This window comes from Stenotrophomonas sp. STK16_22 (genome assembly GCF_051984505.1).
In the GTDB taxonomy this organism is placed as follows: Bacteria; Pseudomonadota; Gammaproteobacteria; order Xanthomonadales; family Xanthomonadaceae; genus Stenotrophomonas; species Stenotrophomonas maltophilia_A.
Genome location: NZ_CP196972.1, coordinates 311644 through 330677 on the forward strand (window position 1 = coordinate 311644; position 19034 = coordinate 330677).

Annotated in this window: 19 protein-coding genes; 6 read left to right on the plus strand and 13 right to left on the minus strand. The window is 68.0% G+C overall.

Translation table 11 applies throughout. From position 1 onward, the window contains the following. Positions 1 to 76: 76 nt before the first annotated feature. The 4 genes from ACSYAO_RS01390 to ACSYAO_RS01405 form a co-directional block, all read right to left on the minus strand. Complete coding sequence (locus ACSYAO_RS01390; RefSeq protein WP_049462310.1) at positions 77 to 1399, minus strand: ABC transporter permease; 1323 nt, start codon at positions 1397 to 1399, stop codon at positions 77 to 79. Between the two features lie 13 nt (positions 1400 to 1412). Next, complete coding sequence (locus tag ACSYAO_RS01395) at positions 1413 to 2570, minus strand: ABC transporter permease (RefSeq protein ID WP_032128170.1); 1158 nt, start codon at positions 2568 to 2570, stop codon at positions 1413 to 1415. 14 nt (positions 2571 to 2584) lie between these two features. Continuing rightward, entirely contained in the window at positions 2585 to 3274 is a 690-nt protein-coding gene (locus ACSYAO_RS01400; protein ID WP_049399872.1) for an ABC transporter ATP-binding protein, read from the minus strand. Positions 3275 to 3376: 102 nt separating this feature from the next. After that, positions 3377 to 4630: an efflux RND transporter periplasmic adaptor subunit gene (locus tag ACSYAO_RS01405; RefSeq protein ID WP_049462309.1), complete on the minus strand. Its 1254-nt coding sequence runs from the start codon at positions 4628 to 4630 to the stop codon at positions 3377 to 3379. A 202-nt stretch (positions 4631 to 4832) separates the two neighbouring features. Between ACSYAO_RS01405 and ACSYAO_RS01410 the strand changes: the two genes are divergently transcribed. From ACSYAO_RS01410 to ACSYAO_RS01425, 4 genes are read left to right on the plus strand one after another with little or no spacing between them, the layout of a single operon-like run. Next, positions 4833 to 5729, plus strand: coding sequence for an ABC transporter ATP-binding protein (locus ACSYAO_RS01410; RefSeq protein WP_049462308.1), 897 nt, complete (start codon positions 4833 to 4835; stop codon positions 5727 to 5729). Beyond that, complete coding sequence (locus tag ACSYAO_RS01415; RefSeq protein ID WP_049462307.1) at positions 5726 to 6502, plus strand: ABC transporter permease; 777 nt, start codon at positions 5726 to 5728, stop codon at positions 6500 to 6502. The genes ACSYAO_RS01410 and ACSYAO_RS01415 overlap by 4 nt, the downstream gene beginning before the upstream one ends. A gap of 6 nt (positions 6503 to 6508) precedes the next feature. Then, a complete protein-coding gene (locus tag ACSYAO_RS01420) occupies positions 6509 to 7723 on the plus strand; it encodes a sensor histidine kinase (RefSeq protein WP_049462306.1) in 1215 nt (404 codons plus the stop codon). Beyond that, on the plus strand, positions 7720 to 8322 hold the full coding sequence (locus tag ACSYAO_RS01425) for a response regulator transcription factor (protein WP_005407733.1): 603 nt from the start codon (positions 7720 to 7722) through the stop codon (positions 8320 to 8322). The genes ACSYAO_RS01420 and ACSYAO_RS01425 overlap by 4 nt, the downstream gene beginning before the upstream one ends. Positions 8323 to 8941: 619 nt before the next feature. On the opposite strand, the gene ACSYAO_RS01430 is transcribed toward ACSYAO_RS01425, so the two are convergent. From ACSYAO_RS01430 to ACSYAO_RS01470, 9 genes are all read right to left on the minus strand, one after another. Continuing rightward, a complete protein-coding gene (locus tag ACSYAO_RS01430) occupies positions 8942 to 9478 on the minus strand; it encodes a cytochrome b (RefSeq protein WP_012509795.1) in 537 nt (178 codons plus the stop codon). After that, complete coding sequence (locus tag ACSYAO_RS01435; RefSeq protein ID WP_049462589.1) at positions 9475 to 10578, minus strand: catalase family peroxidase; 1104 nt, start codon at positions 10576 to 10578, stop codon at positions 9475 to 9477. The genes ACSYAO_RS01430 and ACSYAO_RS01435 overlap by 4 nt, the downstream gene beginning before the upstream one ends. Positions 10579 to 10713: 135 nt before the next feature. Then, a complete protein-coding gene (locus ACSYAO_RS01440) occupies positions 10714 to 12081 on the minus strand; it encodes a leucyl aminopeptidase family protein (protein WP_049462588.1) in 1368 nt (455 codons plus the stop codon). A gap of 3 nt (positions 12082 to 12084) precedes the next feature. Further along, entirely contained in the window at positions 12085 to 12804 is a 720-nt protein-coding gene (locus ACSYAO_RS01445; RefSeq protein WP_049398104.1) for an HAD family hydrolase, read from the minus strand. Positions 12805 to 12835: 31 nt separating this feature from the next. Next, positions 12836 to 13945, minus strand: coding sequence for an AI-2E family transporter (locus ACSYAO_RS01450; protein ID WP_032128161.1), 1110 nt, complete (start codon positions 13943 to 13945; stop codon positions 12836 to 12838). 67 nt (positions 13946 to 14012) lie between these two features. After that, on the minus strand, positions 14013 to 14480 hold the full coding sequence (locus tag ACSYAO_RS01455; RefSeq protein WP_032128160.1) for a hypothetical protein: 468 nt from the start codon (positions 14478 to 14480) through the stop codon (positions 14013 to 14015). Continuing rightward, a complete protein-coding gene (locus tag ACSYAO_RS01460; protein WP_049398102.1) occupies positions 14477 to 14947 on the minus strand; it encodes a phage holin family protein in 471 nt (156 codons plus the stop codon). The genes ACSYAO_RS01455 and ACSYAO_RS01460 overlap by 4 nt, the downstream gene beginning before the upstream one ends. Before the next feature lie 8 nt (positions 14948 to 14955). Beyond that, positions 14956 to 15321 carry a hypothetical protein gene (locus ACSYAO_RS01465; RefSeq protein WP_032128158.1) on the minus strand — a complete coding sequence of 122 codons (366 nt, stop codon included), beginning with the start codon at positions 15319 to 15321 and terminating at the stop codon, positions 14956 to 14958. Between the two features lie 101 nt (positions 15322 to 15422). Beyond that, positions 15423 to 16856 (minus strand): Do family serine endopeptidase, encoded by a 1434-nt coding sequence (locus ACSYAO_RS01470; RefSeq protein WP_049462587.1) that lies wholly within the window; start codon positions 16854 to 16856, stop codon positions 15423 to 15425. Between the two features lie 491 nt (positions 16857 to 17347). Here ACSYAO_RS01470 and ACSYAO_RS01475 point away from each other — a divergent pair, with 491 nt between their 5' ends. Continuing rightward, complete coding sequence (locus tag ACSYAO_RS01475; RefSeq protein WP_049462586.1) at positions 17348 to 18241, plus strand: hypothetical protein; 894 nt, start codon at positions 17348 to 17350, stop codon at positions 18239 to 18241. Between the two features lie 107 nt (positions 18242 to 18348). Next, positions 18349 to 19032, plus strand: coding sequence for a hypothetical protein (locus ACSYAO_RS01480; protein ID WP_049462585.1), 684 nt, complete (start codon positions 18349 to 18351; stop codon positions 19030 to 19032). The last annotated feature ends 2 nt before the right edge of the window (positions 19033 to 19034 follow it).

The following is a 19034-nucleotide window of genomic DNA, read 5'->3' on the forward strand; positions in this document are numbered from 1 at the left end:
GGATGACGCGCAAGAAAAAGGGACGGAGCGTTCGCTCCGTCCCCTGCGTGATGCGCAGTCTGTCGCTGCGTGATGCTCAGGTTTCGCGCAGCGCCGTGGTGATGGGTAAACGTGCCGCGCGCAGCGCCGGGAACAGGCCGCCGACCAGGCCGATGCCCAGCGCCCATTTCAGGCCGGTCCACAGCAGTTCCGGCGACACATGGAACTTGAACACCACTGCGCTGAAGTTGCTGCCGATGGTGGACACGCTGTAGCCATTGAACAGCAGCCATGCCACTGCACACCCCAGCAGGCCGCCGAGCAGGGCCAGCAGCATCGTCTCCAGCATCACCGCCGTCACCACCGGCAGGCCGCGGAAGCCGATCGCGCGCATGGTGGCGATCTCGCGCGCGCGCGTGGCCACTGCTGCATACATGGTGTTGAGCGCACCGAACACCGCACCCACCGCCATGATGGTGCCGATCACCTTGCCGAGGATGTCGATCAGCTTGGTCAGGCCACCGCCCTGCTTGCTGTAGTACACGCGGGTGGTTTCCACGTCCAGTTTCAGGCGCGGGTCGGCAGCGACGGCGGCCTTGAACTGCTCGAAGCCGGGCTTGCCATCGGTGCGCACGCTGATCGACTGCCACGCACTGCGCTGGTAGGTGGTGGCCAGCGTATCGGCGTCGGTCCACAGTTCCGAATCGTGTGCATCGCCGGTGGCGAACACACCGACCACGGTCCAGGTCTGGTTGCCCAGCGTCAGCGTCTTGCCAACGTCCAGATCGCGGAACTGGCCCTTGGCGCCCTGGCCGACCACGATCTCGCGCAGGCCGGTGGCGAACGTGCGGCCTTCGACGATCTTGACCTTGTCATGCACCGCCCACGCCTGCGGGCCGACGCCGCGGAATTGCGCATTGACGTCGGTACCGTCGGACTTTGACACCAGGTTGACCACCTGCGACAGCTCCGGTGACAGCAACGGCCGGCCTTCGGCATCGCGGCTGATGCCGGGCAGGGTGGACAGCGTGGGTACCTGCTCGCGGGTGATGACCGAGTTGGTTTCGGCCTGCGAGCCGCCACGCAGCACGATGGCAGTGGTGTCATCGCCGGTGTTGTTGAGCGTGGCCTGGAAGCCTTCGCCCATCGCCAGCATCGCCACCAGCACGCCGACCACGCCAGCGATGCCGACCACGATCACCGAGGACGCACCCCAGCGCTGCGGCAGGCTGGCCACGCCGATGCGGGTGGCGGCCAGTGCCAGTCGCCCACCGCGGGTCAGCAGCAGCCACAGGGCCACCAGCACGGCCACGGCCAGCACGCCGATCCACGGCAGGCTGATCCACAGCACCAGGCCGATCACCAGCAGCAGCACCGTCACGCCGTTGCCCAGCCACTTCTTGAGTTTGCTCTTGAACATGTCTGCGTTCTCCTCAGCGGCCGGCCAGTGCGTCGACGATCTTCAGGCGCTTGGCACGCAGCGCCGGCAACAGGCCGACGATGATGCCGATCACCACGATCAGGCCCAGCCCCATCAGCCAGGTCGGCGTCGGCACGTGCGGCGGCAGCATGCCCATGCTCTTCGGCCCGATCGCCGGCAGGATCAGGGCGGCCAGGCCCATGCCGATCAGGCCGCCCAGGCCGATCAGCAGCACCGACTCCACCATCACCAGGGTCAGCACGGTGCTGTCCTTGAAGCCGAGCGTCTTCAGCGTGGCCAGCTCCGGCACGCGTTCGCGCACCGCCTGCGCCATGGTGTTGCCGGTCAACAGCAGCAGGGTGAAGAACACCGCACCCATGATCGACGTAACGATCATGCCGATGTCCGCGAACTGCTTGACGAAGGCCTGCTGGAACGCCGATTCGGTCTGGGTCTTGGTCTCGTGGTCGGAGTTGGCCGAGATCGCATCGATGGCCTGCGCCACCCGCGAGGACTGGTCCGGGTTGTCCAGCGTCACCGTGTACCAGCTCACCTGGTTCTTGATGTAGTCGTTGGATTCATCGAAGTACTTCCAGTTCATCATCAGCTGGCGTTCTTCGTTGGCGGCCAGCGCACGGTCCTTGGAGCGGTAGATGCCCTTCAGCTCCAGCGGCCAGTCGTTGCTGCCGCCACGCGGGAAGATGGTTGCCTGCAGCGGGATGGTGTCGCCGATCTTCCAGCCGAACTGCTTGGCCAGGGTCTCGCCGACGATGGCACCGGTGCGGGTCTGTTTCCAGTCCTCCAGCTGTGCCGGATCGATCTGCAGCTCGCGGTAGACATCGAAGTAGTTGGGTGACACCGAGAAGTTCGGGAAGAAGTTCTTCGGGTCCTGGTAGATGCCGCCGAACCACATGCCGTAGGCCACGTCACGCACGCCGGCCACCTGCCGCACCTGGGCTTCCAGACGGATCGGCAGCGACTGGGTGATCGACAGCCGCGAGGCGACCACCAGCCGGTTGGCGCCTTCCACGCTGCCGCCGGAGGTGAATGCCACGCGTACCGAATCGAGCATGCCGAACAGCAGGAACGCGGCCACCACCGAAAGCAGGGTCAGCAATGTACGGGTGCGGCTGCGGAACAGCTGCGCCCACACCAACGAGAAATATTTCATCGCCGTGGCCTCCGTCAGTGGGCCAGCGGCGCGTCGGCCAGCTCGCCCTTGTCCAGGTGTACCGTGTGCGTGGCGTACTCGGCGGCCTTCGGGTCATGGGTGACCATGATGATGGTCTTGCCGTGCTCGCGGTTGAGCTGCTGCAGCAGGCCGAGGATCTCCTCGGCGGACTGGCGGTCGAGGTCGCCGGTCGGTTCGTCGCAGATCAGGAAAGTCGGGTCGGAGACGATCGCGCGGGCGATCGCCACGCGCTGCTGCTGGCCGCCGGACAGTTCATTCGGGCGGTGGCTGCGGCGGTCGGCCAGGCCGACCAGGGTCAGCGCGATCTCGGCGTTGCGCTTGCGCTGCGCCGCATTGAGATGGGTCAGCAGCAGTGGCAGTTCCACGTTCTTCTGCGCGGTCAGCATCGGCATCAGGTTGTAGAACTGGAACACGAAGCCGACGTGGTGGCTGCGCCAGGTCGACAGCTGGCCGCCACTCATCTGGTCGATGCGCTCGCCTTCGATGCTGATCTCGCCGCCGCTGGGGTTGTCCAGGCCGCCGATCAGGTTGAGCAGGGTGGTCTTGCCTGAGCCGGACGGACCCATCAGCGCAACGAAGTCGCCGCTGGCGATGTCCAGGTCGATGCCGTGCAGCACCTGCACTTTCTCGGGGCCACGCTGGTAGGTCTTGGTGATGTTGCGCAGTGAAACCAGGGTCGACATGGGTGGTTCTCCACGGAAGGCGGGAAACGGGGAAGCGCCACGGCGGGGGCCGCAGGCGTGCGTCGAGCGGTGCTGCCGGCGGCGCCCGTGGGCGCCAGGCCGTTACTGCGCTTGTTTCTGTTGCACCTTGGCGCCATCGCGCAGGGTGTCGGGCGGGTTCACCACCACCGACTCACCCGCGCTGACGCCCTTGAGGATCTGGCGGTCCTTGCCCATCGCCTGGCCGGCCTCGACCGTGCGCTGCTGCACGCGGTTCTGGTCGCCCAGCACGAAGGCCACCGAGGCGCCCTCGCGCTGGACCACGGCGCCCGCCGGCACGCGCACGCCCTGCGGTTTGACCGCCGCCTGCGGCTGCGCCTGCTCCAGGAAGCTGACCCGCACGCCCATCTCCGGCACGATGCGCGGGTCCTTCACCTTCAGTGCCACGCGCACCTTCACCGTGGCCTTGCCGCGGTCGGCGGTGGGGATGATGGCGATCACCTCGCCGGGAATCTTCCACTCCGGATAGGCGTTGAGCGTGGCTTCCACCGGCATCTTCGGCTGCACGCGGCCGATGAAGGCTTCGCCGACCTCGACTTCGATCTCCAGCGAGTCCATGTCGACGATGGTGCCGATGCCGGTGCGGGTGAAGCCGCCGCCGGCCGACAGCGGCGAGACGATTTCGCCGGGCTGCGCGGCCTTGGCGGTGACCACGCCGGAGAACGGCGCGCGCACGATGTTGTTGTCCACGCCCAGGTCGGCGATGGCCAGCTGGTCGTTGGCCACCTTGACGTTGCGCTGTGCGGTGTCCAGCTGTGCACGCAGGCTGTCGCGCTGGGCCACCGCCTGGTCGTACTGCGAGCGCGACACCAGCTGCTGGCCGACCAGTGCCTGCAGGCGGCTGGCCTCGGCGGCCGCCTGCTTCTGCTGTGCTTCCAGCCCGGCCACCTGGCTGCGTGCGGCCTGCAGCTGCGAGGCATACAGGCTGCGCTGCGCGTCGGCATCGATCGGGTCCAGCGTGGCCATGATCTGGCCCTGCTCCACGCGCATGCCTTCCTCGATCATCACCTCGCGAACCTTGCCGGTGATCTTGGCCGAGACCGTGGCCATGCGCCGGGCGACCACGTAGCCACTGGCATCGAGCACCGAACTGCTGGCGCTGCCCTGCTGGATGGCCACCGCCGGCGCGGTTTCCACCTCCACGGCAGGCGCGCGGCCGAGCAGGAAGGCCACGGCAGCGGCGATCAGCAGCACGACCACGATGATCGCGATCCACAGCCAACGACGGCCACCGCCATTGCTGCCACCACCGGAGGCGGGCGGCGGGGATTTGCGGTCGATACGGAGTTCCTTCAACAGCTCGGCAGAAGCGTTCATTCGTTCCATCACAGGCGTTCGGGCGGGTGTGACCGGAAGGGCGGACGGCGGCGGTTCCGGCGGTGGAGCGTGCGGCACAGCATGAAGGCAGGCACAGCGATGACGGCAGTGACAGCTGTCACCCGATGACACTGACGGCGGCAACTGCGAAATGTGACCACGGCGGCACAGGATGGCAACGTCCCCGCTACCGGTACCGCCCATGGATCCGATCGCCCCGTCGCTGGCCCGCCTGCAGCAGGTGCAGGTGCGCTATAGCGACCATACCGCCCTGCATGGCATCGACCTGCAGGTACGCGCTGGCCAGGTGCTGGCGCTGTTGGGCCGCAACGGTGCCGGCAAGAGTACCGCGATCAGCGTGCTGTTGGGCCTGCGCCGCGCCGACGCCGGACAGGTCGAGCTGCTTGGCGGTGACCCGCAGCAGCGCGCCAGCCGTATCGGCCTGGGCGTGATGCTGCAGAGCACCAGCCTGCCGCCGATGCTTCAGGTGGACGAACTGGTGGCGCAGGCCAGCGCCTGCTATCCCGACCCGATGCCGTTGCAGGAGGTGCTGCAGCGTGCTGGCCTGCAGGCGCTCGCGCGCCGCCGCTACGGCCAGCTGTCCGGTGGCCAGCAGCGCGCCGTGCAGTTCGCCATCGCGCTGTGTGGCCGCCCGCGCGTGCTGTTCCTGGACGAGCCCACCACCGGCCTGGACATCCAGGCGCGGCAGGCGATGTGGCAGGCGATCCGGCAGCTGGTGGCCGAAGGCTGCGGCGTGCTGCTGACCACCCATTACCTGGAGGAAGCCGAAGCGCTGGCGCAGCAGGTGGTGGTGCTGGAGCAGGGCCGGGTGCTGGCCGATGCACCCTTGAGCGAGCTGCGCCTGGCCGACCGGCCACGCCGCATCCGCTGCCGCAGCGTGCTGACTGCTGAAGACGTACAGCAGTGGCCGGGCGTGCAGGACGTGCAGCGCGACGGCGAGCACCTGCAGCTGCTGGCGAGCCCGGCCGAGCCTGTGGTGGCGCGCCTGCTGGCCGCCGATGCGCAGCTGCGCGAACTGGAAGTACAGGGCGCGGCGCTGGCCGACGCTTTCCTCGATCTGACCCGGGAGGCCGCATGAACACCCTGATCCGTACAGCCAGCGCGCCAGCAGCCTCATGGCGCCGCGTACTGCGCCCCTACCGCGCCGAACTGCTGGCCGAACTGCGCCGCGCCTGGCGCACGCCGGCGTTCGCGGTGCCCTCGCTGCTGTTCCCGGTGCTGTTCTACCTGCTGTTCGGCGTGCTGCTGGGGCGCGGTCATGCGCCGTTGTACCTGTTGGCCACCTACTGCGTGTTCGGCGCGATGGCCCCGGCCCTGTTCGGCTTCGGCGTGCAGTTGGCGCTGGATCGTGAAGGCGGCCTGCTGACTCTCAAGCGCGCGCTGCCGATGCCGGCGGCGGCACCGCTGCTGGCACGGCTGGCGATGGCGGTGATGTTCGCGCTGCTGGTGGCGTTGCTGCTGATCGGCGTCGCGCGCGTGCTCGGTGGCGTGCAGCTGCAGGCGTTGCAGATGGTGCAGCTGCTGGCGGTGGCGGGCCTGGCGGCGCTGCCGCTGGGGGCGATTGGCCTGCTGATCGGCAGCCATGTCAGTGCCAGCGCGGCACCGGCGATGGTCAATCTGGTCTACCTGCCGCTGGCCCTGTTGTCGGGCCTGTGGCTGCCGCTGTCTGTGCTGCCCACGCTGTTCTCGACGATGGCCCCACTGTGGCCGACCTGGCATCTGGCGCAGCTGGCGCTGCCGGTGGTCGGGCTGCCGTCGGTGGGCAGCGTGGCCGGCCACCTGCTGGTGCTGCTGGCGGTCACCGTGGTCGCGCTGCTGCTGGCGCGCCGTCGCCTGCGCCGGATCGGCTGAACTGGCATGATCGGCAGCGATCGTCCCCGCCTGGATTCTCCCGTGTCGTCGAGCTGGCTTGCGTCCCTGCTGCGCCCCGCACCGGATTCGGCGGTGGCCGAGCTGCTGCGACGTGGCAAGTCGCCCTGGAGCGGAGCGATCCACCTGCTGTGGTCGGTATGGATCTTCCTCACCCCGGTGCTGGGCAATGGCTTCACGCTGCGCTGGCTGCTGCTGACCCTGCTCAGCTATCCGTTGTTCCTGCTGCTCTATGCCAGGGTGATGCTGTCGCCACGGCACCATGGGTGGCGCTATGCGCTGGGCATGATCGTGCTGGCGCTGGTACTGCTGCCCTGGTACCCCTCGGGACTGAGCTACTTCGTGTTCGGCTGCGTGATGATCCGCATGAGCGGGCGCAGCAGCTGGTGGGCGTACCTGCTGCAGCTGACCGCGCTGAACCTGCTGTTCTGCGGCACCGCGCTGTACTTCGGCTATCCGTGGCAGGCCATGGTGTGGATGCCGGCGGTGTCGTTCATCGTCGGGCTGGTGGTGAACGTGGAGGCCCTGAGCCAGCAGCGCGACGTTGCCCTGCAGCTGTCGCAGGACGAGGTGCGGCGACTGGCCACCACCGCCGAGCGCGAGCGTATCGGCCGCGACCTGCACGACCTGCTGGGGCACACGCTGTCGCTGATCACGCTGAAGCTGGAGCTGGCACGCAAGCTCTACGATCGCGATGACGCGCGTGCACGGCAGGAGATCGGCGAGGCCGAGGACATTGCACGCGAAGCGCTGGCACAGGTGCGCAGTGCAGTGACCGGCATCCGCGCCAGCGACCTTGCTGGCGAGCTGGCATCGGTGCGCCTGCTGCTGGAATGCCAGCAGGTACATCTGCAGTACACGGCGCCACCTGCGATGCCGGTGGAGGTGGAGCGCGGGCTGGCGTTGGTGCTGCGCGAGGCGGCGACCAACATCGTGCGCCATGCGCAGGCGACCCGGGTGCAGGTGGATTTCATGCTTGAGGAACGACAGTTGGCGATGCAGATACGCGATGACGGCCGTGGCGGCGTGCAGGCCGAGGGCAATGGGTTGAGTGGCATGCGTGAGCGGGCCGCAGCACTGGGTGGCCAGTTGACGCTGCAGTCGCCGCGCGGGGCGGGCACCGTGCTGACGGTACGCGTGCCGTTGATGGCCGCGACCACGCCGCTGTCGCCCACGTCGTTGGCGCAGGACGGTGTCGCATGATCCGCATCCTGCTGGCCGAAGACCAGGCCATGGTGCGCGGCGCACTGTCGGCGCTGCTGGGCCTGGAGCCGGACATCGAAGTGCTGGGCAGTGCTGCCGATGGCGAGGCCGCCTGGCGGATGTTGCAGCAGCTGCAGCCGGACATCCTCGTGACCGACATCGAGATGCCGGGCCTGAGCGGGCTGGAGCTGGCGCAACGCATCGCCCGCCACGAACTGCCGATCAAGGTGGTGATCGTGACCACCTTCGCCCGCGCCGGTTTCCTGCGCCGCGCGCTGGAAGCTGGCGTGCTGGGCTACCTGCTGAAGGACGCACCGGCCGAGAACCTGGCCGATGCCCTGCGCAAGGTGAAGCAGGGCATCCGCGCGATCGACCCGCAGCTGGCACTGGATGCGTGGTCGCAGGCCGACCCGCTGACCGACCGCGAACGCCGCGTGCTGCGGCTTGCGGGCGAGGGCCGCACCGCCAGTGAGATCGCCGAGCAGCTGGGGTTGTCGCACGGTACGGTGCGCAACTACCTGTCCGAGTGCATCGGCAAGCTGGGTGTGGCCAATCGCATCGAGGCGTACCGGCTGGCGCGGCAGAAGGGGTGGTTGTAGCGGATCATTTCCGCGACCGCGGAGGGGTGTCACTTTCTTTGCTCGTGCACCACGCTGCAGGAGCAGCGTGGAACGGCGTAGCCGGCCCGCAGGGTGGCGCACATGGATGTGCGCCATCAAGAAAGTAACCAAAGAAACGCTCCGCCGGCCGCGAGCCGGCGCGCTTCGCACGCCGGTGCCCTGCGCTCCTCGGTCCGTCGAGGGACGGTGCGGGAACTCGCTGCGCTCAGACACCCGCACCTCTTCGCCCTCGCCGGACCTGCGGTGCTCGGCTCGCTTGAAGGCGGACTGGAAGGTCAAGGTCAAGGTCAACGGCAACGGCAACGGCATCCACGCATGGCGTGGATCTACTGGGTGCAGCTGTGGCATTTGACCTTGGGTCCGCCTTGAGCGAGCCGAGCATCGCAGGGGAATCAGGGGCGAAGAGGCGCCGGTGTTTGAGCGCAGCGAGTTCGGCGCCGTCCCCTGATTCACCGAGAAGCACAGGGCACCGGTGCGCAGCACCGGCTCGCGCTCTGGCGGCGCGTTTCTTTTGGTTACTTTTCTTTTCGCGCGAAAAGAAAAGTGACACCCCCCGCGGTCGCGGAAACGATCCGCCGGGAACACCCGGCGAACCCTTTCAATCCTTCCCGCGCGCCATCGCCTGGAACACGCCATCCCGCCGCACCCACAGGTGGAACAGCGCTGCACCCACATGCATCAGCACCGTGGCGAACAACACATACGCCAGCAGGCTATGCGCGTTACGCAACGCGGCATACAGCGCCGGGGTGTGCGGCACGATCGGCGGCAGGTGCAGGCCGCCCCACAGCACGATCGGGTAACCGCCGGCCGACAGCATCGCCCAGCCGATCAGTGGCATCGCCAGCATCAGTGCATACAGCATCCAGTGCGAGGCCTTGGCCGCCATCACCTGCCACACCGGAAGATCCGCCGGCAGTGGCGGCGGGCGATGGCGCAGCCGGTTGTACAGGCGCAACAGCACCAGTACGCCGATGGCGATGCCCAATGGGCGGTGCAGGTCGATCAGCATCGGCCGCAGGTGCAGCGAGGCGACCATGGTCACGCCGATGAACAGCATGGCGATGATCATCAGCGCCATGGACCAGTGCAGCACGCGCGCGAGCAGGTTGAAGTGGCCGTTGCCGGTGCTCATCGTGCGGCCTCCTTCGGTTGCTCGACGTTGCCGGTGGCGCGCTCGCGTTCGCGGCGGTTGAAGGACTGCGAGTACACGGCGGAGCGGGCCGCCAGGATCGGATCGTCACTGCCACGCACGCCACTGGGCAGGATCAGCGGATCGAAGTTGATCTGGCCGCACGCGCCCTGTTCCTGCGACTGCGTGCGGTCCAGGCTGAGTACGCCGGCCACCACCTGATCACGCGACTCAGGCCACGGCACCGACGGATCATCGATGGCATCGCCGGGCTCGGCGGTGGTCACGACCAGGTTCCAGCGCACCGGGCCGCTGGCCAGGCGCTGCTGCAGTTCCTGGCTGAGGAAATCGACGCTGGCGTTCTTGCGCGTTTCCGCATCCATCTCCACCACCGGCGCCTGCGGCTGCCAGCGCCAGCGCACCGCGCGTTTCTGGCCCTGCGCGTTGGTGAACCAGAAGCTGTTGACGCTGTTGAAGGTGGTGTCAGCCCAGCTGCTGGTCCACGGCGCGGTCTTGGCCCACTGCTGGAACGCTTGTGCACTGGGGTATTTCGCCAGCACCGCGGCCATTTTCTGCGGGTCGGGCTTGCCGGTGGCCGGGTCCGGGATGGAGGCGCGCGTCTGCTCGTAGAACGCCTCGGCGTTGGGCACGGCGAAGAACGGGAAGCTGTTCATCGCCATGCGCCATTCCTGGCCATCATCGCTGACCATCTGCACCGCGAGGCTGCGTACGCGCGCGGTGTTGTCGGCGCCGTACGGGTCGCCGCCGCCGATCGACAGGCGGCCCATCACCGGCACGCGGCGCTGCGAGAATACCCGTGCGCTGGACAGGGTGGGGGCCTGCGCACTGGGTTCGAACCAACCGCTTACACACACGCCCTTGCTGTGCGCACGGCGGAAGCCCGGATGGGCCGGGCCGGTGGCCTCGATGGTGTCGGTGAAGCGCTGCGCGGTCAGGCGGCCGCCAATCCAGCCGGCCAACCAGGCGAAGGCCAGCGCCACCGCACCCAGAATGAGTGCGATCAGTGCGATCCAGAGCAGGGGGGAATGCTTGCGCGGCGCGCCCGGTGTCTGGCCGGCGCGGGTGTAGCGGAAGAGCGACATGGTCGGAGTCCTGCCTTCACGGAGCGTGTGGGTGGTCGACCCACACATCCTCGCAGAACCCTTCCAGGCCCGGTATTCAATTTTTCGTCAAGTTTGCCGGGGACGGCGTGCCGACCAAGGTCGGCACCCACCCGATCAGCTGTAGCGCTGCTTCAGCATCGCCCACGCCGAACGCAGCGCCAGTGCTTCACCGCCAGCCGGCCGGCCCGGGCGTTCGCCGTCGTTCCAGGCATACACGTCCAGATGCGCCCAGCGCTGGCCGTCTTCCAGGAAGCGTTCCAGGTACAGCGCGGCGGTCACCGAGCCGGCCATGCGCGAACCGGCGTTGGCCAGGTCGGCGATGCCGCTGCTCAGGTAACGCAGGTAGGGGCGCCACAGCGGCATGCGCCAGACCGGGTCGCGGGTCGCGTCGCCGGCCTGCAGCCACTGCTGCGCCACGCTGTCGTCGTTGCTGAAGAGCGCCGGCAGGTCCGGGCCCAGCGCGATGCGCGCAGCGCCGGTAAGGGTGGCGAAGTCCAGTACCAGGTCCGGCTTCTGTTCGCTGGCGAAGGTCAGCGCATCGCACAGGATCACGCGGCCTTCGGCGTCGGTGTTGTCGATCTCCACGCTCAGGCCCTTGCGGGTGGCGATCACTTCGCCCGGGCGGAAGGCATCGGGGCCGATCGCGTTTTCCACCGCCGGCACCAGCAGGGTCAGGCGCACCGGCAGGCCGCGCGCCATCACCAGGCCGGCCAGGGCCAGTGCATGCGCGGCACCGCCCATGTCCTTCTTCATGTTGCGCATGCCGTCGGCCGGTTTGATGTCCAGGCCGCCGGTATCGAAGCACACGCCCTTGCCGACCAGCACCAGTGCCGGATCGGTGTCCTTGCCCCAGCGCAGCACGACCAGGCGCGGTGCGCGGTGCGAGGCGCGGCCGACGGCATGGATGGCCGGGAAGTTCTGCTTCAGCAGTTCATCGCCGGTGATCGCCTCGACCTGCGCACCGTGCGCATCGGCCAGCGCGCGCGCGGCGTCTTCCAGCTGCTGCGGACCCATGTCTTCGGTCGGGGTGTTGACCCAGTCGCGCACGCGCAGGCTGGCGGCGATCAGGTCGGCCACTTCGCCGGTCGGCTCAGCTACCAGGCGTGCCGGTGCACGGTGGCGCTTGCGGTAGCGATCGAAGCGGTAGCTGCCCAGGCCCCAGCCCAGCTGCAGCAGCGCCTGTTCGGCGGCCGGCAGTTCGCTGGCCAGCTGCCACACGCTGCCTTCCGGCAGGGCATGCGGGGCATGCGAGTAGCTGTAGGCATCGCCACGATCACCCACGCCGATCACCGCACCGGCCAGGCCATCGGCGCCGGGCAGCAACGCCGTGGTGAAGGCACCGGCGGTGAAGCCCTGCGACGCCAGCCATGCCTGGGTGGCGGCCGGCTGGCCGTCCTTCCAGGACGCGAACTGCTCGCGGTCCAGCACGTACAGCGGCAGTGCTGCGGCGGTGTCGGCAGTGAAACCAGTGATCTCGCTCATGCGTCAGGTACTCCGGGGTGCGGCAGCGTCGAGGTTGGCATCCAACCAGTCGGCCAGGCCGGTGAGGGTGTCGAACTGCAGGTCCGGCTGCAGCTGCGGATGGGTCCAGGTGGCTGCTTCGCGGTTGATCCAGCAGCCGCGCAGGCCGGCGGCGATCGCCCCGGCCACGTCCATTTCGGCGTGGTCGCCGACGTGCAGTACCTGTGCCGGCGCAACACCCAGGCGGGTGCAGGCGGCGTGGAAGATGCTCGCCTCCGGCTTGGCCGCGCCGTGTTCGCGCGCGCCCAGCTGGAAGGCGAAATGATGGGCCAGGCCGATCCGCTCCAGATCGGCATTGCCGTTGCTCAGCGCCGCCACCGGCACCCGCGCGGCAATCCGTGCCAGTGCGTCGATCGCATCGGGGTAGCACTCGACCTGGTTGCGCGCGGCGAAGAACACGTCATACGCCGGCTCCAGCAGATCCAGGCTGGCACCACTGGTGTGCAGCGCTTCGTGCAGGGTCAGCCGGCGCAGTGCGCTCAGGTCGTGATGGAGGTGCGGATGGGCGTGGTACAGGCGCTCGCGCAGTTCGCGCATCGCCGCCACCGGATACATCTCGGCCGTGGCGGGGCTGTGTTCACGCATCCACTCGTGCAGGACCAGGTCGATGCGGGCGCCGATCGGAGCGAACGGCCACAGCGTGTCGTCAAGGTCGAGGGTGATGGCTTGGACGGGGAAATTCACCCCGCCATTCTACCCCTGCCCGCGCGGGCTTTCATTCCAGCAGACGCGCCCAGCCCTGCATGCCGTCCAGCCGTGCCAGCACCAGCTTGATGCAGACCAGCAGCGGCACCGCCAGCAGCAGGCCGATCATGCCCCAGGCCCAGCCGAACACCATCAGCGCCAGGATCAGCACCAGTGGCGACAGTTTCATGCGACGGCCCAGCACGATCGGGGTCACCATCTGCCCTTCCAGGGTGTGCAGGCCCAGGTAGGCGGCGGCTGGCAGCAGGGCCTGCAGCGGGTCGCGGAATTCCACGAAGCCCATCAGCAGCATCAATGCCACGCCGATCAGCGGGCCCACGTAGGGGGCGAAATTCAGCAGTGCAGCCACCGTGCCCCACAGCAACGCTTCCTGCAGGCCGATGCCGAGCAGCATCAGTACGCCGGCGAACACCAGCCCGACCAGGGTGTTGATCACGCTGATGGTCAGCACATAGCGCGACACCTCGCGCTCGATCGAACGCAGGATGTCACTGGTGAAGCGCTGCTGCTGACGGTTCGGGAACAGGGCGATCGCCGCGCGTTGCAGGCTCTGCCCGTAGATCATGAAGAACAGGGTCAGCAGCACCACCGCCAGCACCGAGGCGGCCAGCCGCGGCGCACGGGTCAACATGCGGTACGGGTCATCGAGCTGGGCGCGGATCACCTGCACCTTGCGGTTGCTGTCGCCACCGGCAACACGGGCGAAGTTCTCCGCAGCCTGGTTGGCCTGCTGCACCGGCTTGGTCAGGTCCTGCACCTGGCGGGCGATCTTGCGCAGCTGCTGCGGTGCTTCCTGTGCCCATTCCATTGCCGGGCCGATCAACTGCACCGCCAGCGAACCGGTCACGCCGAGGCCCGCGCCGAGGATCAGCAGAGCGCCCAGCGCACGCGGAATCCACAGCTTCTGCAGCAGGCGCAGGATCGGATTGCCGACCAGTGCGAAGAACATCGCCAGCAGCACCGGCAGGATGATGTCCTGTGCCGCCCACAGTGTGTAGCCCACCGCCAGGGTCGCCAGCACCACCAGCGACATCGGTCCGCGCGGACGCGACGGTGGCGGCAGCGGGGCGTCGGGCTGTTCGGGGCCGGCCGGTGACGGGGACAGGAGGGACTCGCTCATCGACGCACCAACCGGGAAGGGGAGCGCATTATCCGCCGGCCGCGATCGGCGCGGCGGATTCCATGGATCAACGTTCGGACAGCTCGGTAGCCGCTTCGGCCGGACGCGGTCCGCGCGGGTCTGGTTCCGGTTCTGGCTCCGGAACGGAACGTGGAGCCGGTGCCGGCCGTGGCTCGGCAGCGGAGGCCGCCGCCTGTGCCTGTTCGCTGGCTTCGTCGGCTTCCTCAGCCGCGTCGTCGGCAGTGGCTGCGGCCTGTGCCGCCATCGCCGTGGCGAACGCCGCCTGTGCACTGGCGAACAGGTTCGAGACCGAACCCACCATCTGCAGCCAGCGGGCACCGTTGACCTTGCCCGGCACTTCCAGCTTGCCGGCGATGAAGCCACCGGCCAGGCCGACCACCACGATGCGCAGCGGCGACCAGCCCTTTCGCCAGACGTCGCTGAGCGTGGACCAGTGGTCCTGGGTTTCGCCCAGGCGCACGGTCACCACCTGTTCGCAGCGTTTCACCCGCCGTTGCAGCGCGCCGAACTTCATGGCTTGCCCTCGGGCAGCTGCACTTCGGCATCGGGATCGTCTTCGCTGGGTTCGTCGAACAGGCCCAGGCGTGACAGCTGGCGCCGGGTAGCGTGCATGCCGGTGTGGTGGAAGAAGTAGGACACCCGCCAGATCGCATAACCGGTGACGGCCAGGCTCAGCAGCGAGGTGATCAGCAGCGCCTGCAGCCAGCTCAGGCCCCAGCTCTGCAGCAGGGCGATGAGGGTGGCGGCCATCAGCAGCCAGGCCGAGGCACCGAACACGATCGCCACGCCGGCCCAGGCCAGCGCGCGACCGAATGCACTGCGCGCCAGCGCGAAGTCGGCCGAGGCCAACCGGCGCAGCGAGCGCAGCGTGTGCTTGGCAGAATCGGCAGCGGCACGACCGGCCGCGCCGACCTGGCGGATGCTCTCATCCAGCGGCGGGGTAGCCGCCGGATCAGGCGCTTGCGCGTTGTCTTCGCTCACGCCGCGGCTTACTTGTCGCTGCTGCCGCGGGCCAGCTTGGCGATGATCCAGCCGGCAGCGAAGGCGACACCGAACGAGGCCAGCGGACGTTCACGGATCAGCTCAGCGGCGCTGTCGATCAGGTCCTTGCCCTTGTCCATCAGCGCGTCGACCTGTTCCTTGGCGGCTGCACCACCAAACTCGGCGGCGGCCAGGCCGGACAGCGCGCTGTCGGACAGTTCAGCCTTGACGTTGGCCTTGCCGATGCGCAGTTCGTCGCCGGCTGCGCCGGTTGCACCCTTGATCGCACCGCCGGCGGCCGACGCGGCCTGCTTCAGGTGGGAACCGGCTTCACCCAGGTGTTCCTTCAGGTTCTCGGTATTGGTGGGGCTCATCGAATCACTCCTGTTGCGATGGGGGAACGGGAGTCGGCGGTGCCGACCTGGACTGACAGCAATAGCATTGCCGGGGTATAGGGGGTGTTACGGCAGGGCGATCAGCGCATCACGAGCTGGCCCTGCTGCTGGCCATTGTTGCGCAGCACGCGTATCACCAGGGTCGGCGGGCGCTGCTGGAAGTTGGCGCGCCAGCTGGCCAGGTCGGCGAATTCGCCCACGGTGGCATCGGTGATGATGTCGCCCTGCTGCAGGCCGTTGGTGGCCGCGCGGCTGCCGCGCTTGACCTCGCTGACCAGCACGCCACCGACACCGGACTGGCGCAGCGACTCGGGCAGGTCGACGAAGGTGGCCCCGGTCAGGCGCGGGTCCAGGCTCTCACCGCTGACCGCGCGCGCCTGTTCCTTCAAGGTTGCCTTGATCTGCAGCGGCTTGCCCTCGCGGCGCACGTCCAGCGTCAGCGCGCTGCCGACCGCCGCCAGGCCTTCCACGTTGTGCAGGGCTTCGGCGCTGTCCACGCGCTGGCCGTTGGCCGAGACCACCACGTCGCCCGGCTTCAGGCCGGCGGTCGCAGCGGCCGAACCGGCCAGCACGCGGGTGATCAGCGCACCCCGCGTTTCGCCCAGGCCCAGCCCCTGCGCGATCTGCGCGGTCAGGTTCTGGCTCTCCACGCCCAGCGTGCCGCGCACCACTACGCCGTGCTTGACCAGCTGGTCGACCACGCTGCGCGCCAGGTTGGAGGGGATCGCCAGGCCCAGGCCGATGTTGCCGGCCATGCTGCCCTGCGGGTTGAAGCTGGCGGTATTGATGCCGACCAGCTGGCCCTGCAGGTCGACCAGTGCGCCACCGGAGTTGCCCGGGTTGATCGACGCATCGGTCTGGATGAAGTTCTGGTAGCCCAGCCCGCGGATGCCGCTGCGGCCCACCGCCGAGACGATGCCGGAGGTGACCGTCTGGCTGAAGCCGAACGGGTTGCCGATGGCCACCACGAAGTCACCGACCCGAAGCTGGTCGCTGTTGCCGAGCTTGATGTCGGTCAGGTTCTGCGCCGGGATGCGGATCAGCGCGATGTCGGTATCGCGGTCCGAACCGAGGAACTCGGCCTTCACCGTGCGCCCGTCGGCCAGTGTCACCTGCACGTCATCGGCGTTGTCGATGACGTGGTGGTTGGTCAGCACCAGGCCCTCCTTGGCGTCGATGATCACGCCCGAGCCCAGCGATTCGTTGATGCGTTCCTGCGGGATGTCCGGGAACAGGCGGCGGAAGAACGGGTCGTTGAAGAAGGGGTTGCGCACGCGCACCACCTGCTTGGTGTTGACGCTGACCACGGCCGGCATCGCCTTCTCCAGCATCGGTGCCAGCGACGGCACCGCCTGTCCGGCCACCGAGGCCGGCAATGCCGCCGTGGTCGGGAGTACCGCAGGCAGCGGCGCGGCGTCGGCACGGTTGTCCAGGTGGGCATTGATGCCGGTGGCAACGAAGCCACCGAAGGCGGCGGCGATTGCGAGCGTGAGCAGGGTGGGAAGCGGTCGCATGGGAGTCGGTTCGCTGGCGTGGGTGGGGGCCGTTCGGCTCTACGGTAAAACAAGCTGAATGAGTGTGTCGCGATCTGGATAAATGCGCCATGAAAACCGGGCGCCCGGAACGCGGGTCGGCGTCGCCATCTGTGGGGCGGTGGCGACAACGTCGGGCGTGCTTCGCAATGTGCCGACGTCTGCCGAAGCGCGTGTGGATACAGGCTGATACTTGCGCAGTTCTGCGCATCCTGGTGCCGCGATGCGCCATATCGCATGCCTTTCGCAGCACTCTGGCAGGTGCGCGCAGGCAGCACCTGCCGCTACCCGCACCGTGCGGCGCAGCACTGAAAAAAAGGGGTTTCCTGTCAACCCACTGTGCTCGAGAGGGTGCTGGGCTACACCATTACCGTCGCAGCAGATGCGATTGCGGGCGCATGCCCCGTTCCACGATCGTCAATGTCGGTATAGCATCGCCCCGTTTTGATACTTAAGGCCCGCAGGAGGGCAACATGAGCAACGGTAATGGTGTGTCGGTCGTGACCGACGCCGTCGAGAACGTCAAAGAAACCGCCACCAACGTTGGCGAGACCATCGCCCACGCTGCCGAAGACGCAGTGAAGTCGGTCAAGAAGACCGTCAAGCGCGCCACCAAGGCTGCCGGCACCCGCGTTGCCAAGGCCAAGAAGGCCGTGGCGAAGGTCGAGAAGACCGTTGCCAAGAAGGCCGAGAAGGCTGCCAAGTCGGTCGGCAAGACTGTTGCCAACGCCAAGAAGAAGCTGGAAGCCGCCAAGAAGAACGCCAAGGCCGAAGCCGCTGCCCTGAAGAAGGAAGTGGCCAAGAAGAAGGCGGCTGCAGGCAAGGCCGTGACCAAGAAGGCCGCCGCTGCCAAGAAGACCACCAAGGCTGCCACCAAGGCTGCTGGCAAGAAGGTCGCTACCGTGAAGAAGGCTGCCACCAAGAAGGCCGCCGTCGCGAAGAAGACCGTTGCCAAGAAGACCGCGGCCGCCAAGAAGGTTGTCGGCAAGAAGGTCGCCACCGCCAAGAAGGCCGTGGCCAAGAAGACCGTCGCCGCCAAGAAGGTCGCTGGCAAGAAGGCCGTGGCTGCGAAGAAGGTTGTCGGCAAGAAGGTTGCCGCTACCAAGAAGGTCGCCACCAGGAAGACCGCGGTCGCCAAGAAGGTTGTCGGCAAGAAGGCTGCTGTCGCCAAGAAGGCCGTCGGCAAGAAGACCGCTGCTGCCAAGAAGGTTGTCGGCAAGAAGACCGCCGTTGCCAAGAAGGCGGTGGGCAAGAAGGTTGCCGCCACCCGCAAGACGGTCGCCAAGAAGGCTGCGCCGCTGAAGAAGGTCGCCGCCAAGAAGGCTCCGGCCAAGAAGGCCGTGCGCAAGGTCGCCAAGCGCAAGTAATCGCGCCGTGACCGAAGGCCCTGCCACCCAACGGGTGGTGGGGCCTTTCGCGTTTCTGGGGCACGGTCTGGGGCAAGATGCAGGTTCTTCCTGCAGGAGCCCCGGGCATGCGTGGTATCGACTTCAGTTCCTGGCAGGGCGTGCTGTCCACGTTGGCCGGCCTGGTCCTGATCACCCTGCTGGGCGTGGGCATCCGCCTGCTGGTGATGCAGACCCTGCAGCAGCGCCGCGAACGCGAGAACCGGCAGATCAACGAACGGCTGCGCACGCTGATGGCGGCCTACAAGACCCTGGGCGGGTCGTTCACTGGCGAACTGGGCGTGGATCCCAGCCATCGCCGTGACCTGCGCCAGCGCGAAGATGCCGAAGGCATCGCCGAACCCCGCTCGGATCGCGCGCGCCGCATCCGCGATGCGGTTGAAGCGGCACTGTCGGACATCCTGTTGCTGGGCACCGACGAGCAGGTGCGGCTGGCCGCGCGTGCGGCCAACGAACTGGCACAGGGGCGGCCGGTGCACCTCCACGAACTGGTGGTCTCGCTGCGCGACTTCGTGCGCGAAGCGCTGGATCTGGCCCCCATCCCGACCGACCTGCAGATTCCACCGCAGGGCCCGACCCGGCCCGCTGCCAGTGGCGGTGGCAAGGGCCGCAACGATGGCGATGCCAAGGGCGGTCGTGCGGGTGGTGGTGGTGGCGGAATGGGGGCCGGCATGGGCGGTGTGGGCCTCGGCGCCGGCGCCGCACTGGGCGCCGGCCATGCGTCTGCCAGCGATGACACGGACGCGCGCTGAGC

Coding starts and splice junctions, on each gene's coding strand:
- ACSYAO_RS01390 (WP_049462310.1), bottom strand. CDS start 1,399: ATGTTCAAGAGCAAACTCAAGAAGTGGCTGGGCAACGGCGTGACGGTG.
- ACSYAO_RS01395 (WP_032128170.1), bottom strand. CDS start 2,570: ATGAAATATTTCTCGTTGGTGTGGGCGCAGCTGTTCCGCAGCCGCACC.
- ACSYAO_RS01400 (WP_049399872.1), bottom strand. CDS start 3,274: ATGTCGACCCTGGTTTCACTGCGCAACATCACCAAGACCTACCAGCGT.
- ACSYAO_RS01405 (WP_049462309.1), bottom strand. CDS start 4,630: ATGAACGCTTCTGCCGAGCTGTTGAAGGAACTCCGTATCGACCGCAAA.
- ACSYAO_RS01410 (WP_049462308.1), top strand. CDS start 4,833: ATGGATCCGATCGCCCCGTCGCTGGCCCGCCTGCAGCAGGTGCAGGTG.
- ACSYAO_RS01415 (WP_049462307.1), top strand. CDS start 5,726: ATGAACACCCTGATCCGTACAGCCAGCGCGCCAGCAGCCTCATGGCGC.
- ACSYAO_RS01420 (WP_049462306.1), top strand. CDS start 6,509: ATGATCGGCAGCGATCGTCCCCGCCTGGATTCTCCCGTGTCGTCGAGC.
- ACSYAO_RS01425 (WP_005407733.1), top strand. CDS start 7,720: ATGATCCGCATCCTGCTGGCCGAAGACCAGGCCATGGTGCGCGGCGCA.
- ACSYAO_RS01430 (WP_012509795.1), bottom strand. CDS start 9,478: ATGAGCACCGGCAACGGCCACTTCAACCTGCTCGCGCGCGTGCTGCAC.
- ACSYAO_RS01435 (WP_049462589.1), bottom strand. CDS start 10,578: ATGTCGCTCTTCCGCTACACCCGCGCCGGCCAGACACCGGGCGCGCCG.
- ACSYAO_RS01440 (WP_049462588.1), bottom strand. CDS start 12,081: ATGAGCGAGATCACTGGTTTCACTGCCGACACCGCCGCAGCACTGCCG.
- ACSYAO_RS01450 (WP_032128161.1), bottom strand. CDS start 13,945: ATGAGCGAGTCCCTCCTGTCCCCGTCACCGGCCGGCCCCGAACAGCCC.
- ACSYAO_RS01455 (WP_032128160.1), bottom strand. CDS start 14,480: ATGAAGTTCGGCGCGCTGCAACGGCGGGTGAAACGCTGCGAACAGGTG.
- ACSYAO_RS01465 (WP_032128158.1), bottom strand. CDS start 15,321: ATGAGCCCCACCAATACCGAGAACCTGAAGGAACACCTGGGTGAAGCC.
- ACSYAO_RS01470 (WP_049462587.1), bottom strand. CDS start 16,856: ATGCGACCGCTTCCCACCCTGCTCACGCTCGCAATCGCCGCCGCCTTC.
- ACSYAO_RS01475 (WP_049462586.1), top strand. CDS start 17,348: ATGAGCAACGGTAATGGTGTGTCGGTCGTGACCGACGCCGTCGAGAAC.
- ACSYAO_RS01480 (WP_049462585.1), top strand. CDS start 18,349: ATGCGTGGTATCGACTTCAGTTCCTGGCAGGGCGTGCTGTCCACGTTG.